The following is a 23,477-nucleotide window of genomic DNA, read 5'->3' on the forward strand; positions in this document are numbered from 1 at the left end:
TATTATCCATTCACAGCTTCTAGCTTTCGTTCATGATTCATTAAGTCATATGTTAAACAGATCGGCTTATTCGTTCTAGGATCAAGCACAATTTCTGCATCAATATGGAATACCCGACTGAGTACATCTTTGGTCATGACCTCATGAGGCGTACCATCTTTTATGACTTTCCCTTGATTGAGGGCAATCATGTAATGTGAAAAACGCGCCGCATGATTCAAATCATGGATGACCATCAACACAGTTCGGCCCTGCTCCCTATTTAAGCGTTCTAACAGCTGAAGAATCTCGAGCTGATGTGCAAGATCCAAATACGTCGTAGGTTCATCTAATAGGAGCAGCTCTGTTTCTTGGGCAAGTGCCATCGCAATCCATACACGCTGACGCTGTCCACCGGAAAGTGCTTCAATTGGCCGATCATGAAAAGCAATCATTCCCGTTTCCTCAAGTGCCCACCTAATGATTCGTTTATCTTCATTTGATAAGCGGCCAAACCCATTTTGATGCGGGAAACGTCCATATGACACGAGCTCATACACTGTCAATCCACTTGGTGCTTCGGGCGTTTGCGGTAAGATCGCCATTTGTTTTGAAATTTCTTTTGTCGGCGTCTCGTGGATAGCCTTGCCATTTAAGTAAACAGCTCCTCGATTGGATTTCATTATACGAGACATCGTTTTTAAAATGGTTGATTTCCCGCAGCCATTCGGTCCAATCAGTGTTGTCACCTTGCCTTTTGGGATACTGACATTCAAATCTTCTACAATCAAACGGTCTTGATAACCGATACAAAGCTTTTCTGTTTCGAGTGATTTCATATGTTGTCTCTCCTTCCTCATTAGTTCGATTTCATCAATAAGTAAATGAAGTAAGGTGCGCCTAAAGCAGAAACGACAAGGCCAACTGGCACTTCTGATGGTGCAAGGATGACGCGGCCAATTGTATCTGCCAGTAATAATAACAGCGCGCCAATCAGTGCGGAGGCCGGTATCATTCCTTGATGCTTTGGCCCAACAAGCTTTCTAGCTAAGTGCGGTGCGGCTAATCCTAGGAAAGAGATACTTCCTGCAACAGCAACACTCGCACCTGCTAATGCAACGGCAATCAGCATGAGAAGGCTTCTTTCTTTATGAACAGAAATGCCCAATCCATAGGACAGCTGATCACCTAAATTCATAATGTTTAAGTAGCGTGATCTGACAAGCGCTAATATAAGGAAAATCAGCATCCATGGCAGAACAGATAAGACGTACGTCCAGCTCGAGCCATAAATGCTTCCAGATAGCCACACGATGGCTTGGTTAAAATCATTTGGGCTCATTTTCAACTGGATGACCACAATTGCTGCTGAAAACGCAGCATTCACACCAATACCAGTTAAAATCAATCGAACAGGTGTGATGCCTTTTTTCCACGCTAACACATAGATGAGAAATGCAGCAAAGCCTGCACCTACGAACGCGAAAAGCGGCAGTACAAAAATCGTAAAATCACCTAAATTTGTCATCGTGCCTTGAAATGCAAAGATAAATAGCACAACGGCAAAACCAGCACCGGCATTGACACCGAGAATACCTGGGTCAGCTAAACCATTTTGAGAAACACCTTGCCAAATCGCTCCTGATACAGCGATAGAAGCGCCGACAAGTAAAGCGATGACCATTCTTGGAAGCCTGAACTCGAATAATACGAGTTCATCCATTTCACTTCCGAATCCAAAAAGTGTTTTCAATGTATCCATCGGAGAGATTCGAATTTCTCCGGTATTTAAACTAATGAGAAACACAGCTACGATCGCGAAAAAGATCATGAGCATCGTTCGTTGATATTTCTTTTTCTTTGCTTGCTGCACCATTTCCATTTAAATCCCGCTCCTTTCACGTCTAGCTAAGTATAAGAAGAAAGGAACGCCTATAATCGCTGTAATGGCACCGACTGGCGTTTCAAACGGAGCGTTGACCAGTCTTGCAGCAATGTCTGCATAAATTAACAAAGTGGCCCCTAAAATAGCGGAGCATGGGATAATCCAGCGATAGTCCACTCCGACCAAGAATCGAGTGACATGAGGGATCACAAGCCCAATAAAACCAATAGAGCCTGCTACCGACACGGCAGCACCCGTTAAAAGAATAACAACCAATATACCAAGCACCTTGACCGTTTTTGTATACTGTCCAAGTCCTTTCGCCAGTTCTTCACCTAAGCTCAAAACCGTGATCGAACGGGCAAGGATCATTGCAATAATTAGTCCTGCAATGGCAACTGGAATGATGATATGAATATTGCTCCAATTCACCCCTGCCACTCCGCCAGCATACCAAAAGCTCATATCTTGAGCGACGTCAAAACGGATGGCAATGGCTGAGGATACGGAGCTCAAAAGTGCTCCAACCGCTGTACCAGCTAGTGCGAGCTTTACAGGGGTCAGCCCCCCTTTTGACATAGTACCTACACCAAATACAATAGAGGCACCGAGTGCGGCTCCAACAAATGACCAAAGAATTAATGTAAAAGAAGATTGGCCAGGGAAAAATGCTAATGCAATGGCAATCGCAAATGCGGAGCCATTTGTCACACCCATAATCTCAGGTGACGCAAGCGCGTTTCTTGTCATTCCTTGCATAATGGCACCTGATACGGCTAAAAAGGCACCGACGAGGGCAGCTCCAACTGTACGCGGCAGCCTCAATTCCCGAATGATTTGATGTGAAGTTTGATGTGGATCAAAATGAAAAACGGCTTCCCATACAGTCTGTAGATGAATGTTTGCCGCTCCTAATGATACTGATAAAAAAAGACCAAATGCTAAAGCGATCATTCCTATGATGATAACAGCTGCTGTTCCAAAAGGCTTCGTGACAATATCGATCGTATCATCGCTGGCTGGCAGCTGTTTATTCGATTGTGAGCCCAAAACCAGTCTCTTCCTTTCCGTTCATGTCTATTCTCTATTAGTGATAATGATTATCAATCTCGAAGTCTAGTATATCACTTTCTTTTCTTTTTGAAATCACTGTTCTGATAAATTTCTTTATTTTCGGCAAAAAACTGTGAGAATTTCATCATTTTTCTTTTGGTTCTAAATTAGCCGATGCATTTTTGTTCCTATCATGTTACGATAAAATTGAAAATGAGAATCATTATCAAGGAAAAGTGAATAGGAGAGAACTTTTGTGAAAAAACGAACTGGATTTCTTTTGATTTCTTTATCCATCCTTATGATCTTTACAGCCGCTTGCGGCAGCACTTCAAATAAACAATCTGCAGCGAAAAAGAATGACATGATTACATATCAGGATGCCAAAGGTGAAGTGAAGCTTCCGAAAAATCCGAAACGAATAGTGCTTCTTGCAGAAAGCTATTACGGGGACCTCGTCACACTCGGCAAGACGCCGGTTGCTACAACATCGCCCATCTTTAAAAACCCTTTTTATAAAGGGAAAACAGATGGAGTGGAAAATCTCGGAAGGACCCCATCAGTTGAAAAGGTAGCCGCTTTGAAGCCAGATATGATTATTGCTTGGGGAGAAGACGAGAAGTTTGATCAATACAAAAAAATCGCCCCAACTGTAGCGGTTAAATACAACCAATATTCCTTCAAAGACCAGCTAAAAGAATTCGGTAAAATGACAGGTACATCAAAAAAAGCAACAGAATGGATCACGAAATGGGATACTAAAATTGCTGAGGTGAAACCAAAGGTAACAAAAGCTGTCGGCAGCAAAACGGTTTCGATCGTATCGCCATTTGATAAAGGTATTTATATCTTTGGAAACACCTTTGGCCGCGGGGGCGAAATCATTTATGACGAGCTGAAATTAAAAGCACCGAAAGCCGTCAAAAAAGAAGCGATCGACAGCGGTGTCGGCTATGCAAGCATTTCTCTTGAGAAGCTGCCAGAATTCGCTGGCGACTATATTTTCACAGGTCCATGGAGCGGCTCAAAAAGTAATGGTGACCAAGTATATCAAAGCAGCATTTGGACATCACTTCCTGCCGTCAAAAATAAACGTGTATTTGAAATAGATCCCGTCGGTTACTTTTTTAATGACCCAGTGTCACTAGAAGGTCAGCTAGAGTTCATTGTGGACCGATTGACATCTGCATCATAAAAAAACGTTTCTCCAGAGATGGAGAAACGTCTTCCTTATCTTATACCGTTTCTTTGGCAAATCCTTTTGACATGAGTGGATAAAGCAAAATACCCACTAAGAATAGACCGATTCCAAGACCAAAAGTTTTCAAGTCGGCTGTTCCTGAAATAATGACCCAAGCTGAATATCCCATCGCAACAAGTGCAATGATACCGTCTCTTGTTCGATTTCCTTTTTGAAGCTCATATGTGTCACCTTGCATGATGACCTTAAAGCTGTAGATGGAAGACACAATATACGGAATAAGATACGCAAGTGTCGCTGATGTGGTTAAAAAAGTAAAAGCTTCATTAATCGTACGTGACATCACAGAGAAGATAAACAGCTGTGACATAATATTTGTAACAGTCAAAGCGAAAGCAGGGCTTCCTTTTTTGTTTGTTTTTGCAAAAACTGCTGGAAAATCACCAGCCTTTGCTGCTTGATACGGTACTTCTGAACCAAGTAAAATCCAGCCAAGCATCGAACCAAACAAACAAATAATCGCCAGCAGTGCCATGACAATTCCGCCAGCTGGCCCAATAATAAGCTGAAGCACATCCACGAATGGTTTGTCAGAGCCTTGCAATTGATCATGCGGCAGAACGCCCATTGTAATCAATGTGATAATCATGTAGATCGAAAGTGCGATTAAAAGACCTGTAATCGTCGCACGTTTCACATCACGCTGTGAGGATGCTCTTCCTGATAAAATGACAGCTGATTCAATCCCAATAAATGCCCATAGTGTGGAAATAGCCGCATGATGAATTTGGCCACCAAGTCCGAGCACTCCTTCTCCGCCTGTTTCAACTGGGAAGTAATAATGTTCAAATAATGCCGTTTGAAATGCAAATAATCCCGCCACAATAAAAAGGACGAATCCAAGCACCTTCGAAAAGGTCGTAATAAAATTCAATTTACTTGCAGCACTTAAGCTAGTGATTAAAATGGTATGTGTTCCCCATAGAAGAAGGGTACATACGATAAACGTCATGAGCTGGCCAAGTGTGACCGCTTCTTTTCCAAAGGTAAAAACTTCAGTCTTCACGGTGAGAATAGGGAAAAAAGTCGTTAAATAACCAGCAAGGCTTGTAATAATTGCGACATTACTAATCCAGCTTGCCACCCAATATCCCCAAACCATTGTAAAACCGGCCGCTTTCCCTTTTTTCGGATCTTTAAAAAGCGCCCTTGCATAACTTTGTGGTCCAGCCGTCAGCTGCGGCTTATGAATGGACAAATGCCCAAATACAAGCGCAATCATCAGCACACCGCCGCCTGTGACAAGCCATGCCATCGTCACACCTAAAGGACTGGCGTGCTGGGCAAGCGTACTTGGCAGCATAAAGATGCCTGAACCTACCATATTTCCGACGACAAAAGCCGTCAATAACCAAAAACCCCATTTTTTTGTCTGTTCCATTTCCGTACCTCCGTTTTATTCACTTTGGACCAGACCCGGCAGTATCTTCATTGATATATTTGTGAAGCAATGACTTGCATTCTTTATGTTCATCATGGATTACTTATTCACAGCATACCCTTATTTTTGTTACTCAGAACATAAAAAAAAGCCTGAACAAAAGTCCATGCTTTTCAAAACATACACCTTGATCTCCGGATAGCCCTCCACGCTTCAAAGACGTGGCAGTCCTGCATTTATTCAATGCAGACCCAGCATAAAGAAAGTTGGAGCTCTCTTTACACTTCGGCGCTGATGCCTTTTTTCTCATGATCTACGATTCCATCTCTCCTATGAGTGACTCATCATCCGCGCAACCTCTACCTCACTGAGACATAGCGTGAGGATTTCTATTCATTTTTACTACACGAAGGTTATCAAACATTCTCACATCTGTCAAAGGGAAAAACATAGAAAAAAGGCAGAGAACGGTTTCTCTGCCCTTTACCTGCTTATTGTTGGTTGTTTTTCTTCTTTTGTACAGCTTCCTGAAGCGGATCGCCTGCTAGCTCTTTACTTGCTTCCTCTAACAGCTGATCTACCTGCTGATGGTTTTTCTCACTTTTCGCCTTTTTATCCTTTTGGAAAAATGACATCGCTGTTTCCTCCCTTTTCATATAATGCGGTTGCCTGTTTAATTTGCGCTACAGCGCTCAGCATTATACAAGGGAAGAGGCTCAATCATCATGAAAGGTCTGTCTCATTTTTTGCAAGTACGACAGAAAGGTTTTTAAATCATCCTTTGTGAAGTCTGACATCATATGCTGAATCACTTTTCCGAAAAGACGTGTATGCTTTTCATAAATCGCCATCCCTTTTTCCGTGACTTCTAAACGAACAAGTGATGAATCGTCCTTGTCCCGTTCTCTTTGAATATAACCCTGCTCACATAATTTATTGAGTGCAATAGAGGCTGCACCAGGGTTTAAAGAGAGTCTTTGCTTCAGCTCTTCGGCATGTGATACTTTGCCTTGTATCAAAATAGAAAGAGCATATATCTGCGGGGGCGTGATGTCTTTCTCTAACTCAAGTAACTTGCGGTTTAATTTACGGCTGACTTCATAATGTACAAGAACAATTTCTTTTAAAATGTCTGCATTACCCATCCGAATCGCATCCTTATCGTTAGTATCAACATGACTTCTCCCTTATTATAGAATGTTTTTCCATTCAGCCAACCATTTTGGCCTCTTTTTCTTTAGAAATAAGCCTTGCTGAATAAATCCACCCTTGATATAGTGAGTACTTGAACTAAAGATAGAACAGGAGTACGCATCATGACAGGAAAAACACACATCATGGGCGGAGTTGCCGCCTCTACAGCCGTTGCCTACTATTATGGATTCGACCCAGTGACGATGGCTGCTGCTGGATCAGTTGGTGCCCTGATCCCTGATCTTTGCCATACAAAAAGTAAAATCGGCAGAAAATTCCCGCTGCTCTCGGCACTGATCAGCAGTGTATTCGGTCATCGCACGTTTACACACAGTTTATTATTTTTGCTGATCATTTATTTTCTAGCGACAACATACATTCCAAATGACAGCCTAAGTATCGGTTTACTAGTCGGGATGGCAAGTCATCTGATCCTGGATGCAGGAACTGTGAACGGGATTAAATTTTTATTTCCAGCTTCCATTAAAGTGCGTCTTCCCTTCTATGTCAAAACAGGCAGCACAGGAGAACAAGTCGTACTAGCTGCTCTTACCGTCGTTACCTGCTATTACATCGCCGTCATCTGCGGCATATCCATCCCATTCTAATGAATCAAAAAGAGTTTTTCCGAAAAACACAGGATATGAATTGATCATTCCTCATTTTTTTAGTAGGTTTAAGATAAGTGTTTTTACCTTGCAGCTGAATACAGAATGGTGAGGAGCTACATAAATGAAAGCGTTCTTCAAAAATCACTGGTTTTTAGTGTATTCCATCCTCTTCATGTGGATGAAAACATACATTATATATCAATTCGGATTTCACATACGAACGGCCAATCTGTTTCATGAATGGCTGCTTTTAATCAATCCACTTAGCTTTTTGCTCCCTTTGTTTGGGATAGCTCTTTTTTTAAATGAAACGAAGCAAAAGGTTTTTTTATTGACCGCAAATTTTATTTTGACGGCGATTCTTATAGCGAATACGATCTTTTATGGATTTTATATTGATTTCATTACGATCCCTGTATTATTCCAAGCGAAAAACATGGGGGATATGGGCAGCAGTATGACAGAATTGTTCCACCCGCTGTTTTTGCTGATGCTCATTGATTTCGTAGTACTGGCATGGCTGTTAAAGCGTAAACCTTTAGCTCCAAAAGCCTCCTTCAAGACGATCAAAACATATTATGCCGTGTGCTGCAGCTTTCTATTGTTTCATGTCAGTTCAGCCATGATGGATCACCCTCGTTTTCTGACAAGCTCTTATGATCGAGAAGTGATTGTACGAAACCTTGGGCTGTTCCAGTTCCACCTGTATGACGGCGCTGCCCAAACAGCGCGAATTGGACAAAAAGCCTTTGCAGATGAAGATACACTTTCAACCGTAGCAAACTACACAAAGGCTGATTACAGTGCACCAAACGAAGAGTACTTTGGACTTGCTAAAGGCAAGAACGTTGTGTTCATTTCACTCGAATCAACCCAGCAATTTGTCGTTGATCAAAAGGTGAATGGACAATACATCACTCCCTTTTTAAATCAACTTGCTAAAAAGAGTTTTTATTTTGATGAATTTTATCAGCAGACTGAGCAAGGAAAGACGTCGGATTCAGAGTTTATTGTCGCAAATTCCCTCTATCCATCTAGCAGCGGCGCTGTCTTTTTCACAGCGAGTGACAACGAATACGACACGTTATACAAGCAGTTGAAAAAAGAGAACTATCAATCCGTCCAATTTCATGCGAATAATAAAACGTTTTGGAATCGTGATGTGATGTATGAATCGTTTGGGATTGACCGCTTTTATGATGTCGATTCGTATCAGGTCAATGAACAGAATTCAACTGGCTGGGGCTTAAAGGATATCGACTTCTTTGACCAATCCATTGATTATTTAAAAAAGTTGAAGGCGCCTTATTACAGCACGTTCATTACCTTGACCAATCACTTTCCATTTGAAATCGATCCAAAGGATCAATTGATTGATGAATATGATTCGTCCAGCGCCATTTTAAACCGCTATGTGACGACCGTCCGCTATCAGGATGAAGCCATAAAGACATTTTTTGAACGTATGAAAGAAGAAGGACTGTATGACAATACAATGTTTGTTCTCATGGGGGATCACTATGGCATCTCCGAGGCACATCATCAGGCAATGGCAGAGCTGCTCAATAAAGATGAAATCACACCGTTTGATGCTGTGAAATTGCAGCGGGTTCCCTTTTTAATTTACATTCCGGGAGTCACAGACCAAGCACCGCAGACAATTTCTGAAACAGCTGGGCAAATCGACGTGAAGCCGACACTCCTGCACTTACTCGGTATTGAAACGAAGGATGCCATTCAATTTGGCAATGACTTATTTTCAAACGAACGGACGCCTTTTGCTGTTTTGAGAAACGGAAACTTTATTACAAATGATTATCTCTATACAAAGAACACCTGCTATGATCAAAAAACAAAAGAGCCTGTTGAACAGGATGAGGTGTGTCAGCCTTATATCGAAAAAGCCAATAAAGAGCTTTCCTTATCAGACAAAGTGATCAATGGGAATTTGCTCCGTTTTTATCAGCAATAAAAGTCGCCTTCTGGCGGCTTTTTCTTTTCTCTTTTTACTGAAAGCCTATGAATGGTCAAATAAGTTTGCTTATAATAAAGGATACAGATGATATTGAATAATAAGAGGTGTGAACATGAAGTATGCGTTCTTCGCCTTCATCGCCATCTGTTTGCTCCTGAGCGGGTGTCAAACAGAGATGAAGTCATCGGGTACAACAATAAAAAAAACAGAGCTTGTCATTTCAGCTGCGGCAAGTCTTCAGGATGCACTAAAGGAAATTGAATCCACCTATAATGATGAGCATCCGAATGTGACATTAACAAATAATTTCGGGTCATCCGGCGCATTGAAGCAGCAAATTGCACAAGGGGCAAAGGCCGATCTCTTTTTCTCAGCAGCTGAAGCGCCCTTTGATGAGCTTGTGCAATCTGGAGACATCAATCAACATTTTATCAAGGATGCTATCCAAAATGAGCTTGTACTCATTGTGCCAAAAGATCACTCTTCCTCTATTAAAAGCTTTCAAGAAGTCGAGCACATAAAAGGAAAGGTTGCTCTTGGCACACCTGAATCCGTTCCTGCTGGTACATACGGCAAAGAGATTTTCACAAAGCTGAACATCTGGGATCAAGTGAAAAAGAACACTGTGTACGGCAAGGATGTGCGGCAGGTTTTAAGCTACGTAGAAACAGGAAATGTGGAAGCAGGTGTTGTGTATAAGACAGATGCCCTCGTTTCAAAAAAAGTAAAGATTGCAGCTGAAGCCAATCAGGACATGCATTCCCCGATCATTTACCCAGTAGGGATCGTAAAAGGGACAGAACATTTAGAGGAAGCCAAGTCCTTTTTTCAATTTCTTCAATCAAAAGCAGCCAAATCCATTTTTAAAAAGTACGGCTTTCAAGTAACATAATGCCCATGCTGACTGAAGAATTCCTATCTCCCATCTGGCTGTCCGTGCAAGTTGCCATTGTGAGCGGGCTGCTGGCAACAGTTTTTGGTACAATGATTGGCTATTGGATGGCGCGAACTTCATTTAAGGGGAAAATGATCGTAGAAACGCTTTTAATGATGCCGCTTGTCCTTCCACCAACAGTTGTAGGGTTTTTATTGCTCGTCATATTCGGAAGGCATAGCTTGATCGGAGGCGTGATTGAATGGATCTTCCACCAGCCGGTCATTTTCACATGGTGGGCGGCGGTAATTGCATCAACGGTTGTGGCATTCCCGCTTATGTATCAATCAGCAAAAGCCGGATTTTCTACGATTGAGTCAGATATTGAAGGGGCTGCAAAAGTAGATGGTGCTCATTCATTCCAAGTCTTTGCCTATATTACAGTACCACTTGCCCTGCCTTCCCTATTGTCAGGCAGCGTCCTCAGCTTTGCTAGAGCCCTTGGAGAATTCGGGGCGACCTTAATGTTTGCCGGCAACATCCCAGGAAAAACGCAAACACTCCCAACCGCTATCTATGTGGCAATTGATTCTGGACGAATGGAGCTTGCTTGGGCTTGGACGATTTGTATTGTGATCCTCTCTTTTATCATGCTCTTGGCTGTGCGCCGAAGCAGTACGTAAAAAATCCTCTTTCTCATATAAGAAAGAGGATTTTATTATTTATTCAAACCCAACCGTCATCGTCTCTGGATTTGAGCCGACGCGTTCGTTATTGTTTAATGCATCGATTTTTTCCATGTCTTCTTTGGAAAGCTCGAAGTCAAAGATGTCTGCATTTTGTTTAATGCGTTCTTCATTGATTGATTTAGGAATTGTCACGACACCGCTTTGCAGATCCCAGCGCAAGATGACTTGAGCAACAGATTTGTTGTAGCGTGCAGCAATGTCTTTCAATACGTCATGATCTAATAGCTTCCCTTGCATCAGCGGAGACCATGCCTCAATTTGAATGCCTTTTTCCTTTGCATATTGACGCAGTTCAACAAGTGTCAGTTTCGGATGAAATTCAACTTGGTTCACAGCTGGAACAACCTCAGCATCTTTTAACAGCTCTTCTAAATGCTGAATGTAGAAATTGCTGACTCCAATGGCTCTGACTTTCCCATCTTTATAAAGCTTCTCAAGTGCGCGCCATGTGTCTTTAAATGTATCTGCATTTGGTCCAGGCCAATGAATCAAATAGAGGTCTAAGTAATCAAGACCTAATCGGTTTAAGCTTGCGTCAAACGCTTCAAGCGCTTTTTCATAGCCTTGATCTGTGTTCCATACTTTAGATGTGATAAATAAGTCTTCTCGTTTCACGCCAGATTCTTTAATCGCTTTTCCTACGCCTGTCTCATTTTTATAAACAGCTGCCGTATCAATGCTGCGATATCCGTTTCGTATGGCTGCTTTTACGGCATCTACCACTTGATTGCCGTCCTCCACTTTGAATACACCTAAACCAAACCAAGGCATTTCGACTCCGTTATTCAATGTTACGGTATCATTCAAGCTTTTGACCATTTTAACAACCACCTTTTTTATAGATTCCATCTCTTTCATTATCTCATGTTGTGCTTCAAAACTCTATTATCAGGCGTTTCTCTTCGCTTCGATGGCTAAGAGCAGCGCACCTGTCATGCCAGCCTTGTCCTCAAGCCCGGGGGAGACAATGTATGTATCAAGCGGCGGCAGATCCACATAATCATTGACATAAGCAGCCAGCTTCTCTCGAATGAGTGGGAATAGCTGCTTTTGCTTCATGACGCCTCCGCCCATGATGATGCGCTCTGGGCTTAAAATGAGTGAGTACTGCATAAGCGCCTGCGCTAAATAATCCGCTTCAAGTGCCCAAACCGCTTCTTCCTGCGTAAGCTCTTTGGCAGGTTTCCCCCACCTTTTCTCAATCGCTGGTCCAGCTGCCAGCCCTTCTAAGCAATTTCCATGTGCCGGACAGACACCTGCAAACGGATCTGATTCATCCTGTCTGATTAGGATATGTCCCATCTCAGGATGTGAATGGCCGTGTAGAAGCTCATTTTTCACAACAGCTCCCGCACCAATGCCTGTACCGACCGTGATATACAAACAGCTGCTTAGCCCTTTGGCTGCCCCTTTTGTTAATTCACCTAGTGCTGCGGCATTGACATCTGTTGTAAAGGATACTGGGACACCTAATTGCTTCTCAAGCTCAGGAATGAACGGATAATGCTTCCACTCCACTTTCGGCGTGTTCATGATATAACCGTATGAAGGATCATCCTTTTGAACACAAATGGGTCCAAAGGAGCCAACCCCTAATGCTGCAATGTCATGCTGCTTAAAAAATGGAATAAGCTGCTGTATTGTTTTCTCTGGGTGCTTTGTCGGAATCGTCATTTCCTCTAAGATGTCTCCATGCTCATTGCCGATTGCACAACAAAATTTTGTACCCCCAGCTTCAATTGCTCCATAATACGCCATCATTGATCTCCCCCTGCTCGTTCTCTTTCTTCATCATAAAACATGGGGGAGAAGATGACAACATCACGTATTGGTGAGCAGAACAGCCTCCATATCATTGATATACTCCCTTAAATGATGGGCAATATCCCGGTTGATCTCACCATCTTCATATAAGGTTTGAATTTCATTTCGAATCGTCTGTACAGCTTGGAAGTTAAGCTCTTTTTTCTTCCGGTCAAATGAACGGTCTTTTTGCTGGAAGAAGCTTGGACCGTGTTCACAGCGGTAAATCACTTGGTTGTAAAAACCAATCACTTGGTGGCACGTTTGCTGGTTTTCATCTGTCATATGATGTTTGATCGAATTTACTGCAGCTTCAGCGGTTTTCTTACGGATTTGTTTGTACGATTCCTCGTTTTCTAAAATGCCGCTTGAAATGTGCTGATTCGGCCGCCATAATTGCAGCCATTGAAGCAAGCGCAGAAACTTCACCTTTGAAAAACGGATTTTGAAGGAGTTTGAATACAGCATTTCCAGCTCATGAAATCTCTCTTGCAGCTCATAGGCTTCTTCCTTGTCAATTTTCTCTTCATCGATTAATTGTTGAAGTTTCATCTGTTCTGCTTTGATGCCGTGCAGTCTGATTTTTCGCTCTTGTTTTCTCATTCCGAATTGGTATGGTTCACGCTGGATATTTCTTAGCTTCATTCGGTAATCATTGATGAGTGCAAGGGATACTTCCCTGTTGTCCTCATTCATCCCTTCTTTTAACGTTTTAATAGCACTTCTCAGCAGCTTCCGTTTTGCATGCTGAATCTTAGTATCCAAGTCCACGTCGATTTGTTTGTCTTTTTTCTCAGATAAAAGAGGCAGTAACACACTGGCTAAAATGAGTGTACATAAGATGACGCCTGCTGCGAGGAAAATAATCAAGTGCCGCTCAGGAAATGGTGATCCATCGGCAAGCGTAAATGGAATGGAGAAGGCACCGGCCAATGTCACAGCCCCGCGGACACCAGAGAATGTCATCAGCATCGAAGCCCGCAGCTTTGGTTTTTTCACATTCTGTTTTTTCGTTACACTCCAGTTACCTGCCCAGAACAGCCATACCCATAAAAATCTCAGTACCATGAGACATAGCGTAATGATTAAGATGTAACTAATGACCTGCATATTATTAAAGGCTTCATCCTGGAAAATGACCGTGGAAACATCCGGAATCTGCAGTCCAAGTATGACGAAAACAAGTCCGTTTAAAATAAATAAAATAATATTCCATGTGTTTGATGAAGCAATTTGCAGTTTGGCTAAATTTGCTTCCATTCGATCTTGCTCAATGGCATGAGTCACACCGCCAGCCACAACGGCTAAAATGCCGGATACACCGATTTCTTCCGCTGCTAAATAAATCACAAATGGTGTAAGGATTTGCAGGATGATATGCATTGTGACATCGTCCATTCCTAAACGGCGGAGGAAATAGCGAAAACGAATGATAAAAAAGGATAGAATAAATCCAGTCAATAACCCGCCTGCTGCAATCAGTACAAAACTAAAGGATGCCTGAGCAATTGAAAAGGCTCCCGTCACCGTTGCGGCAATGGCAAATTTAAAGGCGACAAGTCCTGATGCATCGTTCATCAGCCCTTCGCCTTCCAGCAGTCTCATGATGCCCTTTGGCATATTCACACGGCTGGATAAAGCACTTACTGCCACCACATCTGTCGGTGATAAAATCGCTGCAAGCGCAAATGCGGCTGGAAGCGGTATGCTTGGAATCATCCAATGAATGGTATATCCCGCTACAATGACGGTCGCAAACACTAAACCAAGCGCTAAAAGAAGAATCGGTGCTCTTAATTTCCATAGCTCATCCCTTGGGGTACGCTTCCCGTCATTAAATAACAGCGGCGCAATAAATAGAACGAAGAAGAGTTCAGGATTTAAAGAAATATGTAAACCTGAAGGAAAAGCTGCCACCAATATTCCTAAGCCCACTTGAATTAACGGAACGGGAATAAAGGGGACAAAACGATTGATAATATTAGATGCTGCAATGAGTGCCAGTAGTACGAGCACTGCCAAAAAAATCTCCACTAGTACATGTCCCTCCTATGTATATTTTTCGTCAAGTTTTGCTTACATGCAAAGATGTGTTCATTTCATCCATCCGTCCGCTCAGAAGTGCTTCTTTAGTATTCCGCAAAAAGTGAAACCAACACATAACAATCCATCTAGGCAAAAAAAGGCTGAATCTAGATATTCAGCCAGCTGACAAAATTTTCATCATATGTATTGTTCAAATGATGAACAAAAGACCCTGCTTTTATTTTACACGAAAACTCCATCATCTGCTGATTTTCAGCTCTTATTAAACACAAAAAAAAGAGCGGAATCGCCCTTTTTCGTTTTACCCTTTATTTAAAAAATAAGACCTGGCGGGAAGGCGCCATTTGAATAAGTAGGAACAAACCCTGCATACGACGAGGATGACAAACAGCAGATATAAAGCAAGCTCGCCTTGCGCTAAGCCGAGTCCAACGAATAAGCCACCAAGGGCTGCCCATACGGCGTAAATCTCTGCTTTTAGCACAAGCGGCTTTCGTCCTGCTAATAAATCACGCACAATTCCGCCGCCGCTTCCAGTCAAAATGGCTGCCACAATAATTGCACTGAGCGGGAGCTCTCTTTGCACAGCAAATAATGCGCCTTGAATCGCAAACGCTGCTAAACCGATTGCATCCGAGAAATTTCCCCATGTGCTCCAGTGCTTGAGCAAAAGCTTTGGAAAAAGAAACACAATCGTAATGGATACAAGGGCAATCGTAAACATTTTGCCCTGTGACCATAAAGCAGACACCGGCAGACCAATTAATAAATTCCGAATCGCTCCACCGCCAAATGCTGTCACAATCCCTAAAATGTACACCCCAAGAATATCGTACTCTTCCTCCATTGCCACAATCGCACCACTAATAGCGAATGCGACAATGCCAATGATACTTAAGACTTCCCATGCCATTTTCCGCTTATCTCCTTACCTTTATCTGATCATCTAACACTACTCCCTTAATGTATATCTGACACAGGTGAAAAGCAATACAAATTTTCTTTAAATTTTATCTTTTTGCAAAAATAAAAAATAGCCCGCTTATAAGCAGGCTATCTCTTTCAATCTTCTTTTGCATTTAACAGCAGCATACTAATGATGATGAGAATAAATGCAATAAGGGCTAGTAGCGGAATGGTGATAAAACCAAACCAGTTCAAATAATCAACGGAACAAGGAATACCGCTCAGGCAAGGGCGAATCGATGCAAAGCCAGGTATCTTTTGTTCCATATAATGATAGATAGAAAAACAAGCGCCAATCACAGCCAAAGGCAGAACGTAATATTTCACTTTCACATCGCCTCTGAATGTCGCAATTCCAAGTAAAAGCACGAACGGGTACATGAAAATGCGCTGAAACCAGCACATATCGCATGGGATAAACTTCTTTACTTCACTTAAATACAGGCTGCTCATCGTCGCAACGATAGAAACGATCCAAGCACTGTATAAGTAAACAAGCTTATTCCTCATGATTTTTTCCCTTTGAGCTCTTGATCAATTAATTCTTTGATTTCATCATAGTCATAAAAGTTTTCGACTTGTTTATTGTTAATGAAAAGAGTTGGTGTTGCATTCACTTTATATTGGTTCACAAGCTGATCGTCTGTGTTCAGCTGCGGCTGATATGTTTTCTTTGATAGGTTATCTTTAAGCTTGTCCGTATCTATTTTTGTTGTCTTTTTCGCTAGCTCCGTCAGCTTAGCAGGCGTGACCCATTCGGCTTCACTATCTGGCTGTGCTTGATAGACAGCTTCATGAAATGCCCAAAAGTTTTTCGGATCTTCTTTCCACACTTCTTCAGAAGCTAGTGCTGCCAGCACTGCGCCATCTCCATGAACAGGAAGTGGTAAGTTAATAAACGAAAATGATACATCACCTTTATCTATGTAGTCCGCTTTCAGCTTTGGGAAAATGTCTGTTTCAAATGATTTACATGATGGACATTTATAATCCCCAAACTCGACGATTTGTACGGCTGCGTTTTTATCTCCCATGACAGGCTGTCCTTTAATAGAAGGCTTACTGTCAACCGTTTGTGCTTCTTTGCTGTTGTTATTTCCAATGACGACGAATAATCCGATGAGAAGAGCTGCGATAATGGTTAAAATGACAGCAAATTTAATGGATGATGATTGATTATTTTTTTTACTCACATAAGCACCTACCTTATCTTTTTCATTCCTTCAAAAGAAAGGATAATAGCTTAGAACAATGCCATTATCCAACTTCTTCTATTTTAACAAGAGGGGATTCATTATGAAAGATGGTATTCATGAATTTTTCCTAACAATTTTATTTCATTACCCTCATGGCATTTAAAACAGCGAGTACAGTCACACCGACATCCGAGAAGACAGCTTCCCACATGGTTGCAATACCAAATGCTCCGAGTAATAGGAAAACCCCTTTAACCCCAAGAGCAAATGCAATATTCTGCCATACAATTCTTCTTGTTCGTTTAGCGACAGCGATGGCTTCTGCTACTTTTGACGGCTGGTCTGTCATAATGACGATATCAGCCGCTTCTACCGCTGCATCTGAACCAAGTCCGCCCATCGCAATTCCTATGTCTGCTCTTGCTAATACCGGTGTATCATTAATGCCGTCCCCAACAAATAATAATTTTTCTTGAGGCGCTTTTTTCTGATCAATTTCTTCTAATTTCGTTACTTTATCCTGCGGCAATAATTCGGCATGTACTTCATCAATGCCAATTTGCTGGGCGACCGCTGTTCCAACTTGCTTGGCATCACCAGTCAGCATGACTGTTTGAATGCCAGATGCTTTTAGAGCTGAGACCGCTTCAATTGCATCATCCTTTAATTCATCTGCAATCAAGATCGATCCAGCAAACTCACCGTTAATGGCCATGTACACAACCGTTCCGCTTCGTTTTTCTTTTTCATATGAAATGCCTTCTCGTTCCATCAAGCGATGATTACCCGCTAACACTTGGGAACCACTGATGGTTGCTTTAATTCCATGTCCCGCAATATCTTCATATGCTTCGATCTTGCTTTCATCAAGCGGCGAACCATATGCCGCTTTAATCGATTCAGCAATCGGATGTGAGGAGTGGGCTTCTGCTAAAGCTGCAAAAGAAAGCAGCTCTTCTTCTGACCACTTGTCGCTCGTTGTCACGATATTGGTCACCGTAAAGTTCCCTTTTGTGAGTGTGCCCGTCTTATCAAATACAGCATAGCTCACAGAGTTTAGTGCTTCTAGATAGTTACTTCCTTTTACAAGGATACCTCGTTTAGAAGCTGCCCCAATTCCCCCGAAGAATCCTAATGGGATGGACACGACAAGCGCACAAGGACAAGAAATCACTAGGAAAACGAGTGCCCGGTAAACCCAGTCAGACAATTGAGCTGATGGAATGAGAAGCGGCGGCACAAAGGCAAGCAGCAATGCTAATACAACGACAGCCGGTGTATAGTATTTTGCAAACTTTGTGATAAAGTTTTCTGTCTGTGCTTTTCGGCTGCTCGCATTCTCAACCAAATCTAAAATTTTCGTCACTGCTGATTCGCTTAGCCCTTTTTGCACTTCAATTTCAAGAATACCGTTTTGATTCACAAATCCTGCAAGAACTTCTTTCCCTGCTTCTACATCCCGCGGCACAGACTCACCTGTTAATGCAGAGGTATCCACGAGTGAAAAGCCTTCAATGACGAGACCATCAAGTGGAATTTTTTCGCCCGGTTTTACGACGATACGGTCACCGACTTTTACTCCTTCCGGCTTCACTTTTTTTGTTTCATTTCCTACTTTGAGATTTGCATATTCAGGGCGAATATTCATTAATTCACTAATGGATCGTCTTGAACGATTCACTGCTGCCCCTTGGAACAGCTCTCCAATTTGGTAAAACAGCATCACTGCCAGTGCCTCTGGATATTGCTGAATGACAAAAGCGCCAGCTGTTGCAATGGTCATTAAGAAGTTTTCATCAAATACTTGGCCGCGCACGATATTTTTCAGCGCTTTAAAAACCACATCGCCGCCGACTAGTAAATACGCTGCGAAAAACATGATAAATTTCAGCAAGCCATCTTCTGGTATAAAATAAGCTGCTGTTCCAATGACTGCACCGCCAATTAATTTCAGCACAATCGCTTTTAAATTCTTTGTCCCATGATCATGATCGTGATGATGTCCTTCTTCTTTTGGTGATACACTCACATGAGGTTCGATGGATTGAACCGTTTTTTCAATACGTTTTGACATCGTTTCTTGCTTATCTGCATGTGTGACAGTCAATGTCCCTGTCGCAAAATTAACGGAACAAGCTTCAACGCCATCCATTTTGCTGACACCTGTTTCAATTTTACGTGCACAGTTTCCACAATCAAGACCGTTTAATACGTATTCATCCTTCATTTTTTTCATGTTCTCACCTTTTTTCTATATGATAAGTAACGTTCCCTGGATCAATGAAACCTATTAAAAATCAAAAACTTTATATATGAGCATATATTCATATATTGGATTACCTTTATTATATGAGGAGTTCTTGTCTTCTGTCAATCATTTATGAAGAAATCATTGTTTTTTTGTGTCCGATTCTGTCATACGGATTTTCAATAAATCAAGCTCATGTCCCCTGCTCCCCGCATAACATAAAAACGATCATTTTCAGTTTTTCTCTTTACAAAAGAAGGACAGACGCTTAGAATAAAATAAAAGTTTCCCTAAGGAAACAAATTAGCATTAGAGAATCATTTCATCCTCTAGTCAAAATTATTTATTTTATGCATATATCTTTAGGAAGTGCAATCATGATTGAAAGGGGCCGCAAGAGATGTCAAATGCTTTAACAATCGACCGTCTTCATGTCTCATATCACGGACAGGATGCATTAGAGAACGTCTCTCTTTCCATACAGGAAGGGACAATGACAGGAATCATCGGTCCAAATGGTGCTGGTAAATCGACGTTACTCAAGGCATGTTTAGATTTAATTGAAAAAGACCAAGGGGATATCCGTTTTTTTGAACAGCCCTTTAAACAAGTGAGAAAACAGATCGCCTATGTACCGCAGAGAAATGATTTAGATTGGACGTTTCCCATTCATGTACTGGATACCGTACTACTTGGAACATATCCGAAGCTCGGACTAATCAAACGTCCAAAAAAAGAAGACCGGGCGTATGCGTATCACTGTTTAGAAAAAGTCGGGATGCAGGACTTTGCCAAAAGACAAATCGGTGAGTTATCCGGCGGGCAGCAGCAGCGTGTCTTCCTTGCAAGGGCTCTTGCTCAAAACGCACAGCTCTTCTGTTTGGATGAACCGTTTGTCGGGATTGATATGGCAAGTGAAGAAACGATGATGCGCATTTTGAAGGAATTACGAGATGAAGGGAAAACCATTTTGGTTGTCCATCACGATTTGAGTAAGGCGGATGATTATTTCAGCCATCTTGTTCTGTTAAATAAAAAACTCATCAAAGCAGGGCCTGTACACGACATCCTTCGCCCAGAGATCATGCTGGAAGCATATGAAACACAGCTGCCATTCTTAAAATCAGCAGGAGGAGACGTGTAATGGAATTTTTAACCGGACTCTTTGAATATGCTTTTTTACAAAAAGCGCTATTTACATCCGTTATGGTAGGCATCATTTGCGGCGTTATCGGCTGCTTTATCATTTTACGCGGCATGGCCCTGATGGGAGACGCCATTTCACACGCCGTACTGCCAGGTGTCGCCATCTCCTATATGCTTGGAATTAACTTTTTCTTCGGTGCCGTTTTAACTGGCGTATTAACAGCGATTGGGATCGGTTACGTGAGTCAAAACAGCCGCATAAAAAATGATTCAGCCATCGGCATTGTCTTTACAGCCTTTTTCTCAATCGGGATTATTTTGATCACATTTTTGAAAAGTTCAAGTGATCTCTATCATATTCTATTTGGAAACGTACTAGCTGTTCGATCATCTGATATGTGGATTACACTTGGCATCGGCATTTTTATTTTGCTAGCCGTTATCGTTTTCTACAAGGAACTGCTCATTAGTTCATTTGATCCGGTGATTTCTTCAGTTTACGGTTTGCCGAATCGTATGATTCATTATTTTCTCATGACCTTATTGACCCTTGTAACCGTTGCATCACTGCAAACCGTTGGGATTATTCTTGTCGTTGCCATGCTGATCACGCCGGCAGCCACCGCTTATCTCTTGACAGACCGGCTCTGGATCATGATTTATTTATCTGCTTTTTTCGGTGCTGTTTCTGCTGTCATCGGGCTAGGGCTTAGCTTTACGTATAACTTATCGTCTGGTGCTTCCATCGTGCTGGTCGCCACCATTTTATTCGGCAGTGCCTTTATCTTTTCACCAAAGCAAGGCATTCTATGGAGATCATTAAAATCTAAACGAAAACGAACACACTTAAAAAAGGAAGCGTCTATGTAAAAGGAGGACATATATGAAGAAGGTATTCGCAATCCGTTTGACCGCAGTATTCATTGCCCTTATGATCATCGCAGGCTGTTCGACCCAGCAAAGTAATTCCGGTAAAGATGACGGCACATTAAAAGTTGTCACGACCTACTCCATTCTTTATGACATTGTGAAGGAAGTAGGCGGGCAGCATGTCTCTATTCACAGCATTGTTCCCATTGGTACAGACCCACACGAATTTGACCCACTGCCAAAGGATGTACAGTATACGACGGATGCAGACCTTGTTCTATATAATGGCTTGAACCTTGAAACAGGAAACGGCTGGTTTCAAAAGCTGCTTGAATCGAGCGGCAAGAACGGGGATGATGCACCTGTAGCCGAGCTGAGTAAAGGCGTCAAAGTGAAGCATTTGTCTTCAAAAGGGCTCGAAAGCCAGCAGGACCCCCACGCATGGCTGAATGTTGAAAATGGGATCCTTTATGCCCAAAATGCCCGAGATGCGCTCATTCAAGCGGACCCTGAGCATAAAGAGGATTACGAAAAAAATGCAGAAGCCTATATCAAAAAGCTTCAAGCTCTTCATGATGAAGCAAAAGACAAGTTTGATCAGCTGCCAAAAGACAAAAAGCTCCTAGTCACAAGTGAAGGAGCATTCAAGTATTTTGCAGAGGCGTATGGACTGAAAGCCGGCTACATTTGGGAGATCAACACAGAAAGTGAAGGAACACCAGGACAAATGAAGCGCATCATTCATTTTGTCAAAGATCATCAAGTTCCTGCTCTCTTTCTTGAAACAAGCGTTGATAAACGAAGCCTTGAAAGCCTCTCTGAGGAAACCGGGGTTCCAATCAAAGGGAAAGTCTTCACTGACTCTATAGGAAAAAAAGGTGAAGATGGAGACAGCTACTATAAGATGATGAAATGGAATATTGACACCATTTACAAAGGGTTGTCATCATAAGAAAAGACAGGTGGAGTGAATCCGCCTGTCTTTTTTGTCAGCCTGTTATATTTTCCGGATGTTTTTTCGGCCAAATGACGTAGCTGATGCTAATGATGAAATCAATAGTTAAGATCATCCCCCATGTATTGACAAGCTGCATCAGCGCTTCCGTCCGCTCTGGCGCTTGGATAAGATAGGTTAATCCATATAACAGCCCCGCTCCAATAACATAAGAAATGAAATGCCGCGCCCAGCCGACCATTTCATACACAGACCGCTCCTTACCGTACTTTGGTTTTCCCTTTGGCTTAGGGCCTCCTGCAAATCGATAGGCAAACCTAGCATCTGCCCATTTCACCATTTGATGTCCGAAGGCAAGGCTCACACCAATATAAACAGCCGCAAGCCCGTGAATGACACTCGCCACAGCCCCTTGCCTTAAATCTATATAAGTAGCCGCAAGAAGGATGAGATCTAAAACCGGCGTACAGACAAGAAAAAAAGCACCCCACTTTTTCTGTTTAAACACATAACGAAGCGTTAAGCCCATTAGAATAAACAGCCAAAAACCAATTTCACATGCCACAATCAATAACCCGACCAATTTCTCCACATCCTTTTTTAATACGATTGTATTAAATAAAAAATAACACATCTGTGTTAAAAAAACAACAGCTATGCTAAAATCGATGTATGCCAAAAATCGTCGATCACCATAAACAAAAACAAAAGGTCGCTCAAGCTGCAATGAGAGTGATTAAACAAGAGGGATTGGAAAACGCTTCTGTACGAAAAATAGCAGTCGAAGCTGGAATTTCAGCCGGCTCTATGCGTCATTATTTTTCCACACAGCAAGAGTTATTTCTCTTCTCTATGAGTTTAATTCAGGAAAGAGTCAAGGAGCGGATTACAGGGCTTTCATTAAACGGTTCAACGGCGGAAAATGTCCTCACTTTGTTGGAGCACGTTCTTCCACTTGATGAAGAAAGAAAATTTGAAATGGAGGTGTGGCAGGCTTTTACAGTCAAGGCGCTGACTGAACCAGATCTACAGCCGCTCAATGCAAAGATGTATGACGAGCTTTTCCAAACGGTCCAATATTGTTTAATAAAATTGAAAGAGGATGGGCTGCTGCTAACTGATATCGATCTTTTATTAGAAACCGAGCGGCTTTATGCGGTCATCAATGGGCTTGCATTGAATAGAATCGTGCAGCCCGAACGTATACCGCCTCAGCTCATACGCTCCGTATTGCAGATGCACCTGCAATCCATCACAAAAAAAGACATGTCTCCTTAATTGGAGA

The 23,477-nt window shown here is 42.1% G+C and carries 23 protein-coding genes and 1 riboswitch; of the genes, 9 read left to right on the forward strand and 14 right to left on the reverse strand.

Going from position 1 to position 23,477, the window contains the following annotated elements; translation table 11 throughout:
* Nucleotides 1-2: 2 nt before the first annotated feature.
* From BAE31_RS07485 to BAE31_RS07495, 3 genes are read right to left on the reverse strand one after another with little or no spacing between them, the layout of a single operon-like run.
* A complete protein-coding gene (locus BAE31_RS07485; RefSeq protein ID WP_024423449.1) occupies nucleotides 3-818 on the reverse strand; it encodes an ABC transporter ATP-binding protein in 816 nt (271 codons plus the stop codon).
* 20 nt (nucleotides 819-838) lie between these two features.
* On the reverse strand, nucleotides 839-1,861 hold the full coding sequence (locus tag BAE31_RS07490; RefSeq protein WP_048237425.1) for a FecCD family ABC transporter permease: 1,023 nt from the start codon (nucleotides 1,859-1,861) through the stop codon (nucleotides 839-841).
* Nucleotides 1,862-2,914, reverse strand: coding sequence for a FecCD family ABC transporter permease (locus BAE31_RS07495; protein ID WP_024426037.1), 1,053 nt, complete (start codon nucleotides 2,912-2,914; stop codon nucleotides 1,862-1,864).
* 259 nt (nucleotides 2,915-3,173) lie between these two features.
* Here BAE31_RS07495 and BAE31_RS07500 point away from each other — a divergent pair, with 259 nt between their 5' ends.
* Nucleotides 3,174-4,112: an iron-hydroxamate ABC transporter substrate-binding protein gene (locus BAE31_RS07500; RefSeq protein WP_076840011.1), complete on the forward strand. Its 939-nt coding sequence runs from the start codon at nucleotides 3,174-3,176 to the stop codon at nucleotides 4,110-4,112.
* Nucleotides 4,113-4,152: 40 nt separating this feature from the next.
* On the opposite strand, the gene BAE31_RS07505 is transcribed toward BAE31_RS07500, so the two are convergent.
* The 3 genes from BAE31_RS07505 to BAE31_RS07515 form a co-directional block, all read right to left on the reverse strand.
* A complete protein-coding gene (locus BAE31_RS07505; protein ID WP_041107769.1) occupies nucleotides 4,153-5,559 on the reverse strand; it encodes an amino acid permease in 1,407 nt (468 codons plus the stop codon).
* Between the two features lie 191 nt (nucleotides 5,560-5,750).
* Nucleotides 5,751-5,929: riboswitch (Lysine riboswitch) on the reverse strand.
* A 121-nt stretch (nucleotides 5,930-6,050) separates the two neighbouring features.
* Nucleotides 6,051-6,194, reverse strand: coding sequence for a small acid-soluble spore protein SspJ (gene sspJ, locus BAE31_RS07510; RefSeq protein ID WP_024423454.1), 144 nt, complete (start codon nucleotides 6,192-6,194; stop codon nucleotides 6,051-6,053).
* 81 nt (nucleotides 6,195-6,275) lie between these two features.
* Nucleotides 6,276-6,704 (reverse strand): MarR family winged helix-turn-helix transcriptional regulator, encoded by a 429-nt coding sequence (locus BAE31_RS07515; RefSeq protein ID WP_024423455.1) that lies wholly within the window; start codon nucleotides 6,702-6,704, stop codon nucleotides 6,276-6,278.
* A 171-nt stretch (nucleotides 6,705-6,875) separates the two neighbouring features.
* On the opposite strand from BAE31_RS07515, the gene BAE31_RS07520 reads away from it, so the two are divergent.
* The 4 genes from BAE31_RS07520 to modB all read left to right on the forward strand — a co-directional run bounded on the left by BAE31_RS07520 (nucleotide 6,876) and on the right by modB (nucleotide 10,896).
* Entirely contained in the window at nucleotides 6,876-7,361 is a 486-nt protein-coding gene (locus BAE31_RS07520) for a metal-dependent hydrolase (protein WP_056765800.1), read from the forward strand.
* Nucleotides 7,362-7,485: 124 nt separating this feature from the next.
* On the forward strand, nucleotides 7,486-9,336 hold the full coding sequence (locus BAE31_RS07525) for an LTA synthase family protein (protein WP_076840013.1): 1,851 nt from the start codon (nucleotides 7,486-7,488) through the stop codon (nucleotides 9,334-9,336).
* Between the two features lie 115 nt (nucleotides 9,337-9,451).
* Nucleotides 9,452-10,231 carry a molybdate ABC transporter substrate-binding protein gene (gene modA / locus BAE31_RS07530; protein ID WP_076840014.1) on the forward strand — a complete coding sequence of 260 codons (780 nt, stop codon included), beginning with the start codon at nucleotides 9,452-9,454 and terminating at the stop codon, nucleotides 10,229-10,231.
* Nucleotides 10,231-10,896: a molybdate ABC transporter permease subunit gene (gene modB, locus BAE31_RS07535; protein WP_075621778.1), complete on the forward strand. Its 666-nt coding sequence runs from the start codon at nucleotides 10,231-10,233 to the stop codon at nucleotides 10,894-10,896. The genes modA and modB overlap by 1 nt, the downstream gene beginning before the upstream one ends.
* Nucleotides 10,897-10,935: 39 nt before the next feature.
* Here modB and BAE31_RS07540 read toward each other — a convergent pair whose 3' ends face one another.
* From BAE31_RS07540 to BAE31_RS07570, 7 genes are all read right to left on the reverse strand, one after another.
* Complete coding sequence (locus tag BAE31_RS07540) at nucleotides 10,936-11,781, reverse strand: aldo/keto reductase (protein ID WP_024423460.1); 846 nt, start codon at nucleotides 11,779-11,781, stop codon at nucleotides 10,936-10,938.
* 69 nt (nucleotides 11,782-11,850) lie between these two features.
* A complete protein-coding gene (locus BAE31_RS07545; protein ID WP_076840016.1) occupies nucleotides 11,851-12,720 on the reverse strand; it encodes an ROK family protein in 870 nt (289 codons plus the stop codon).
* A 63-nt stretch (nucleotides 12,721-12,783) separates the two neighbouring features.
* On the reverse strand, nucleotides 12,784-14,799 hold the full coding sequence (locus BAE31_RS07550) for a Na+/H+ antiporter (RefSeq protein WP_076840018.1): 2,016 nt from the start codon (nucleotides 14,797-14,799) through the stop codon (nucleotides 12,784-12,786).
* 313 nt (nucleotides 14,800-15,112) lie between these two features.
* Nucleotides 15,113-15,724: a trimeric intracellular cation channel family protein gene (locus BAE31_RS07555; RefSeq protein ID WP_076840020.1), complete on the reverse strand. Its 612-nt coding sequence runs from the start codon at nucleotides 15,722-15,724 to the stop codon at nucleotides 15,113-15,115.
* A 149-nt stretch (nucleotides 15,725-15,873) separates the two neighbouring features.
* Complete coding sequence (locus BAE31_RS07560) at nucleotides 15,874-16,287, reverse strand: disulfide oxidoreductase (protein WP_076840021.1); 414 nt, start codon at nucleotides 16,285-16,287, stop codon at nucleotides 15,874-15,876.
* A complete protein-coding gene (locus BAE31_RS07565; RefSeq protein WP_044331353.1) occupies nucleotides 16,284-16,970 on the reverse strand; it encodes a DsbA family protein in 687 nt (228 codons plus the stop codon). Before BAE31_RS07565 ends, BAE31_RS07560 begins: the two co-directional genes overlap by 4 nt.
* A gap of 139 nt (nucleotides 16,971-17,109) precedes the next feature.
* Nucleotides 17,110-19,209 (reverse strand): heavy metal translocating P-type ATPase, encoded by a 2,100-nt coding sequence (locus tag BAE31_RS07570; RefSeq protein WP_076840023.1) that lies wholly within the window; start codon nucleotides 19,207-19,209, stop codon nucleotides 17,110-17,112.
* 412 nt (nucleotides 19,210-19,621) lie between these two features.
* Here BAE31_RS07570 and BAE31_RS07575 point away from each other — a divergent pair, with 412 nt between their 5' ends.
* Genes BAE31_RS07575 through BAE31_RS07585 form a run of 3 tightly spaced genes read left to right on the forward strand, consistent with a single transcriptional unit; the run spans nucleotide 19,622 to nucleotide 22,189 of the window.
* Nucleotides 19,622-20,365, forward strand: a complete 744-nt coding sequence (locus tag BAE31_RS07575) for a metal ABC transporter ATP-binding protein (protein ID WP_075611910.1) — start codon at nucleotides 19,622-19,624, stop codon at nucleotides 20,363-20,365.
* A complete protein-coding gene (locus tag BAE31_RS07580; RefSeq protein WP_041088259.1) occupies nucleotides 20,365-21,237 on the forward strand; it encodes a metal ABC transporter permease in 873 nt (290 codons plus the stop codon). Before BAE31_RS07575 ends, BAE31_RS07580 begins: the two co-directional genes overlap by 1 nt.
* Before the next feature lie 13 nt (nucleotides 21,238-21,250).
* The gene (locus tag BAE31_RS07585) at nucleotides 21,251-22,189 is read left to right on the forward strand and encodes a metal ABC transporter substrate-binding protein (RefSeq protein WP_076840025.1); all 939 of its coding nucleotides are present in this window, start codon (nucleotides 21,251-21,253) and stop codon (nucleotides 22,187-22,189) included.
* Between the two features lie 37 nt (nucleotides 22,190-22,226).
* Here the strand turns inward: BAE31_RS07585 and BAE31_RS07590 are convergent, their stop codons facing one another.
* The gene (locus BAE31_RS07590) at nucleotides 22,227-22,775 is read right to left on the reverse strand and encodes a hypothetical protein (protein ID WP_041108485.1); all 549 of its coding nucleotides are present in this window, start codon (nucleotides 22,773-22,775) and stop codon (nucleotides 22,227-22,229) included.
* 89 nt (nucleotides 22,776-22,864) lie between these two features.
* Here BAE31_RS07590 and BAE31_RS07595 point away from each other — a divergent pair, with 89 nt between their 5' ends.
* Entirely contained in the window at nucleotides 22,865-23,470 is a 606-nt protein-coding gene (locus BAE31_RS07595; RefSeq protein ID WP_076840027.1) for a TetR/AcrR family transcriptional regulator, read from the forward strand.
* The last annotated feature ends 7 nt before the right edge of the window (nucleotides 23,471-23,477 follow it).

It is taken from the genome of Bacillus sp. I-2 (assembly GCF_001974945.1).
In the GTDB taxonomy this organism is placed as follows: Bacteria; Bacillota; Bacilli; order Bacillales; family Bacillaceae; genus Bacillus; species Bacillus safensis.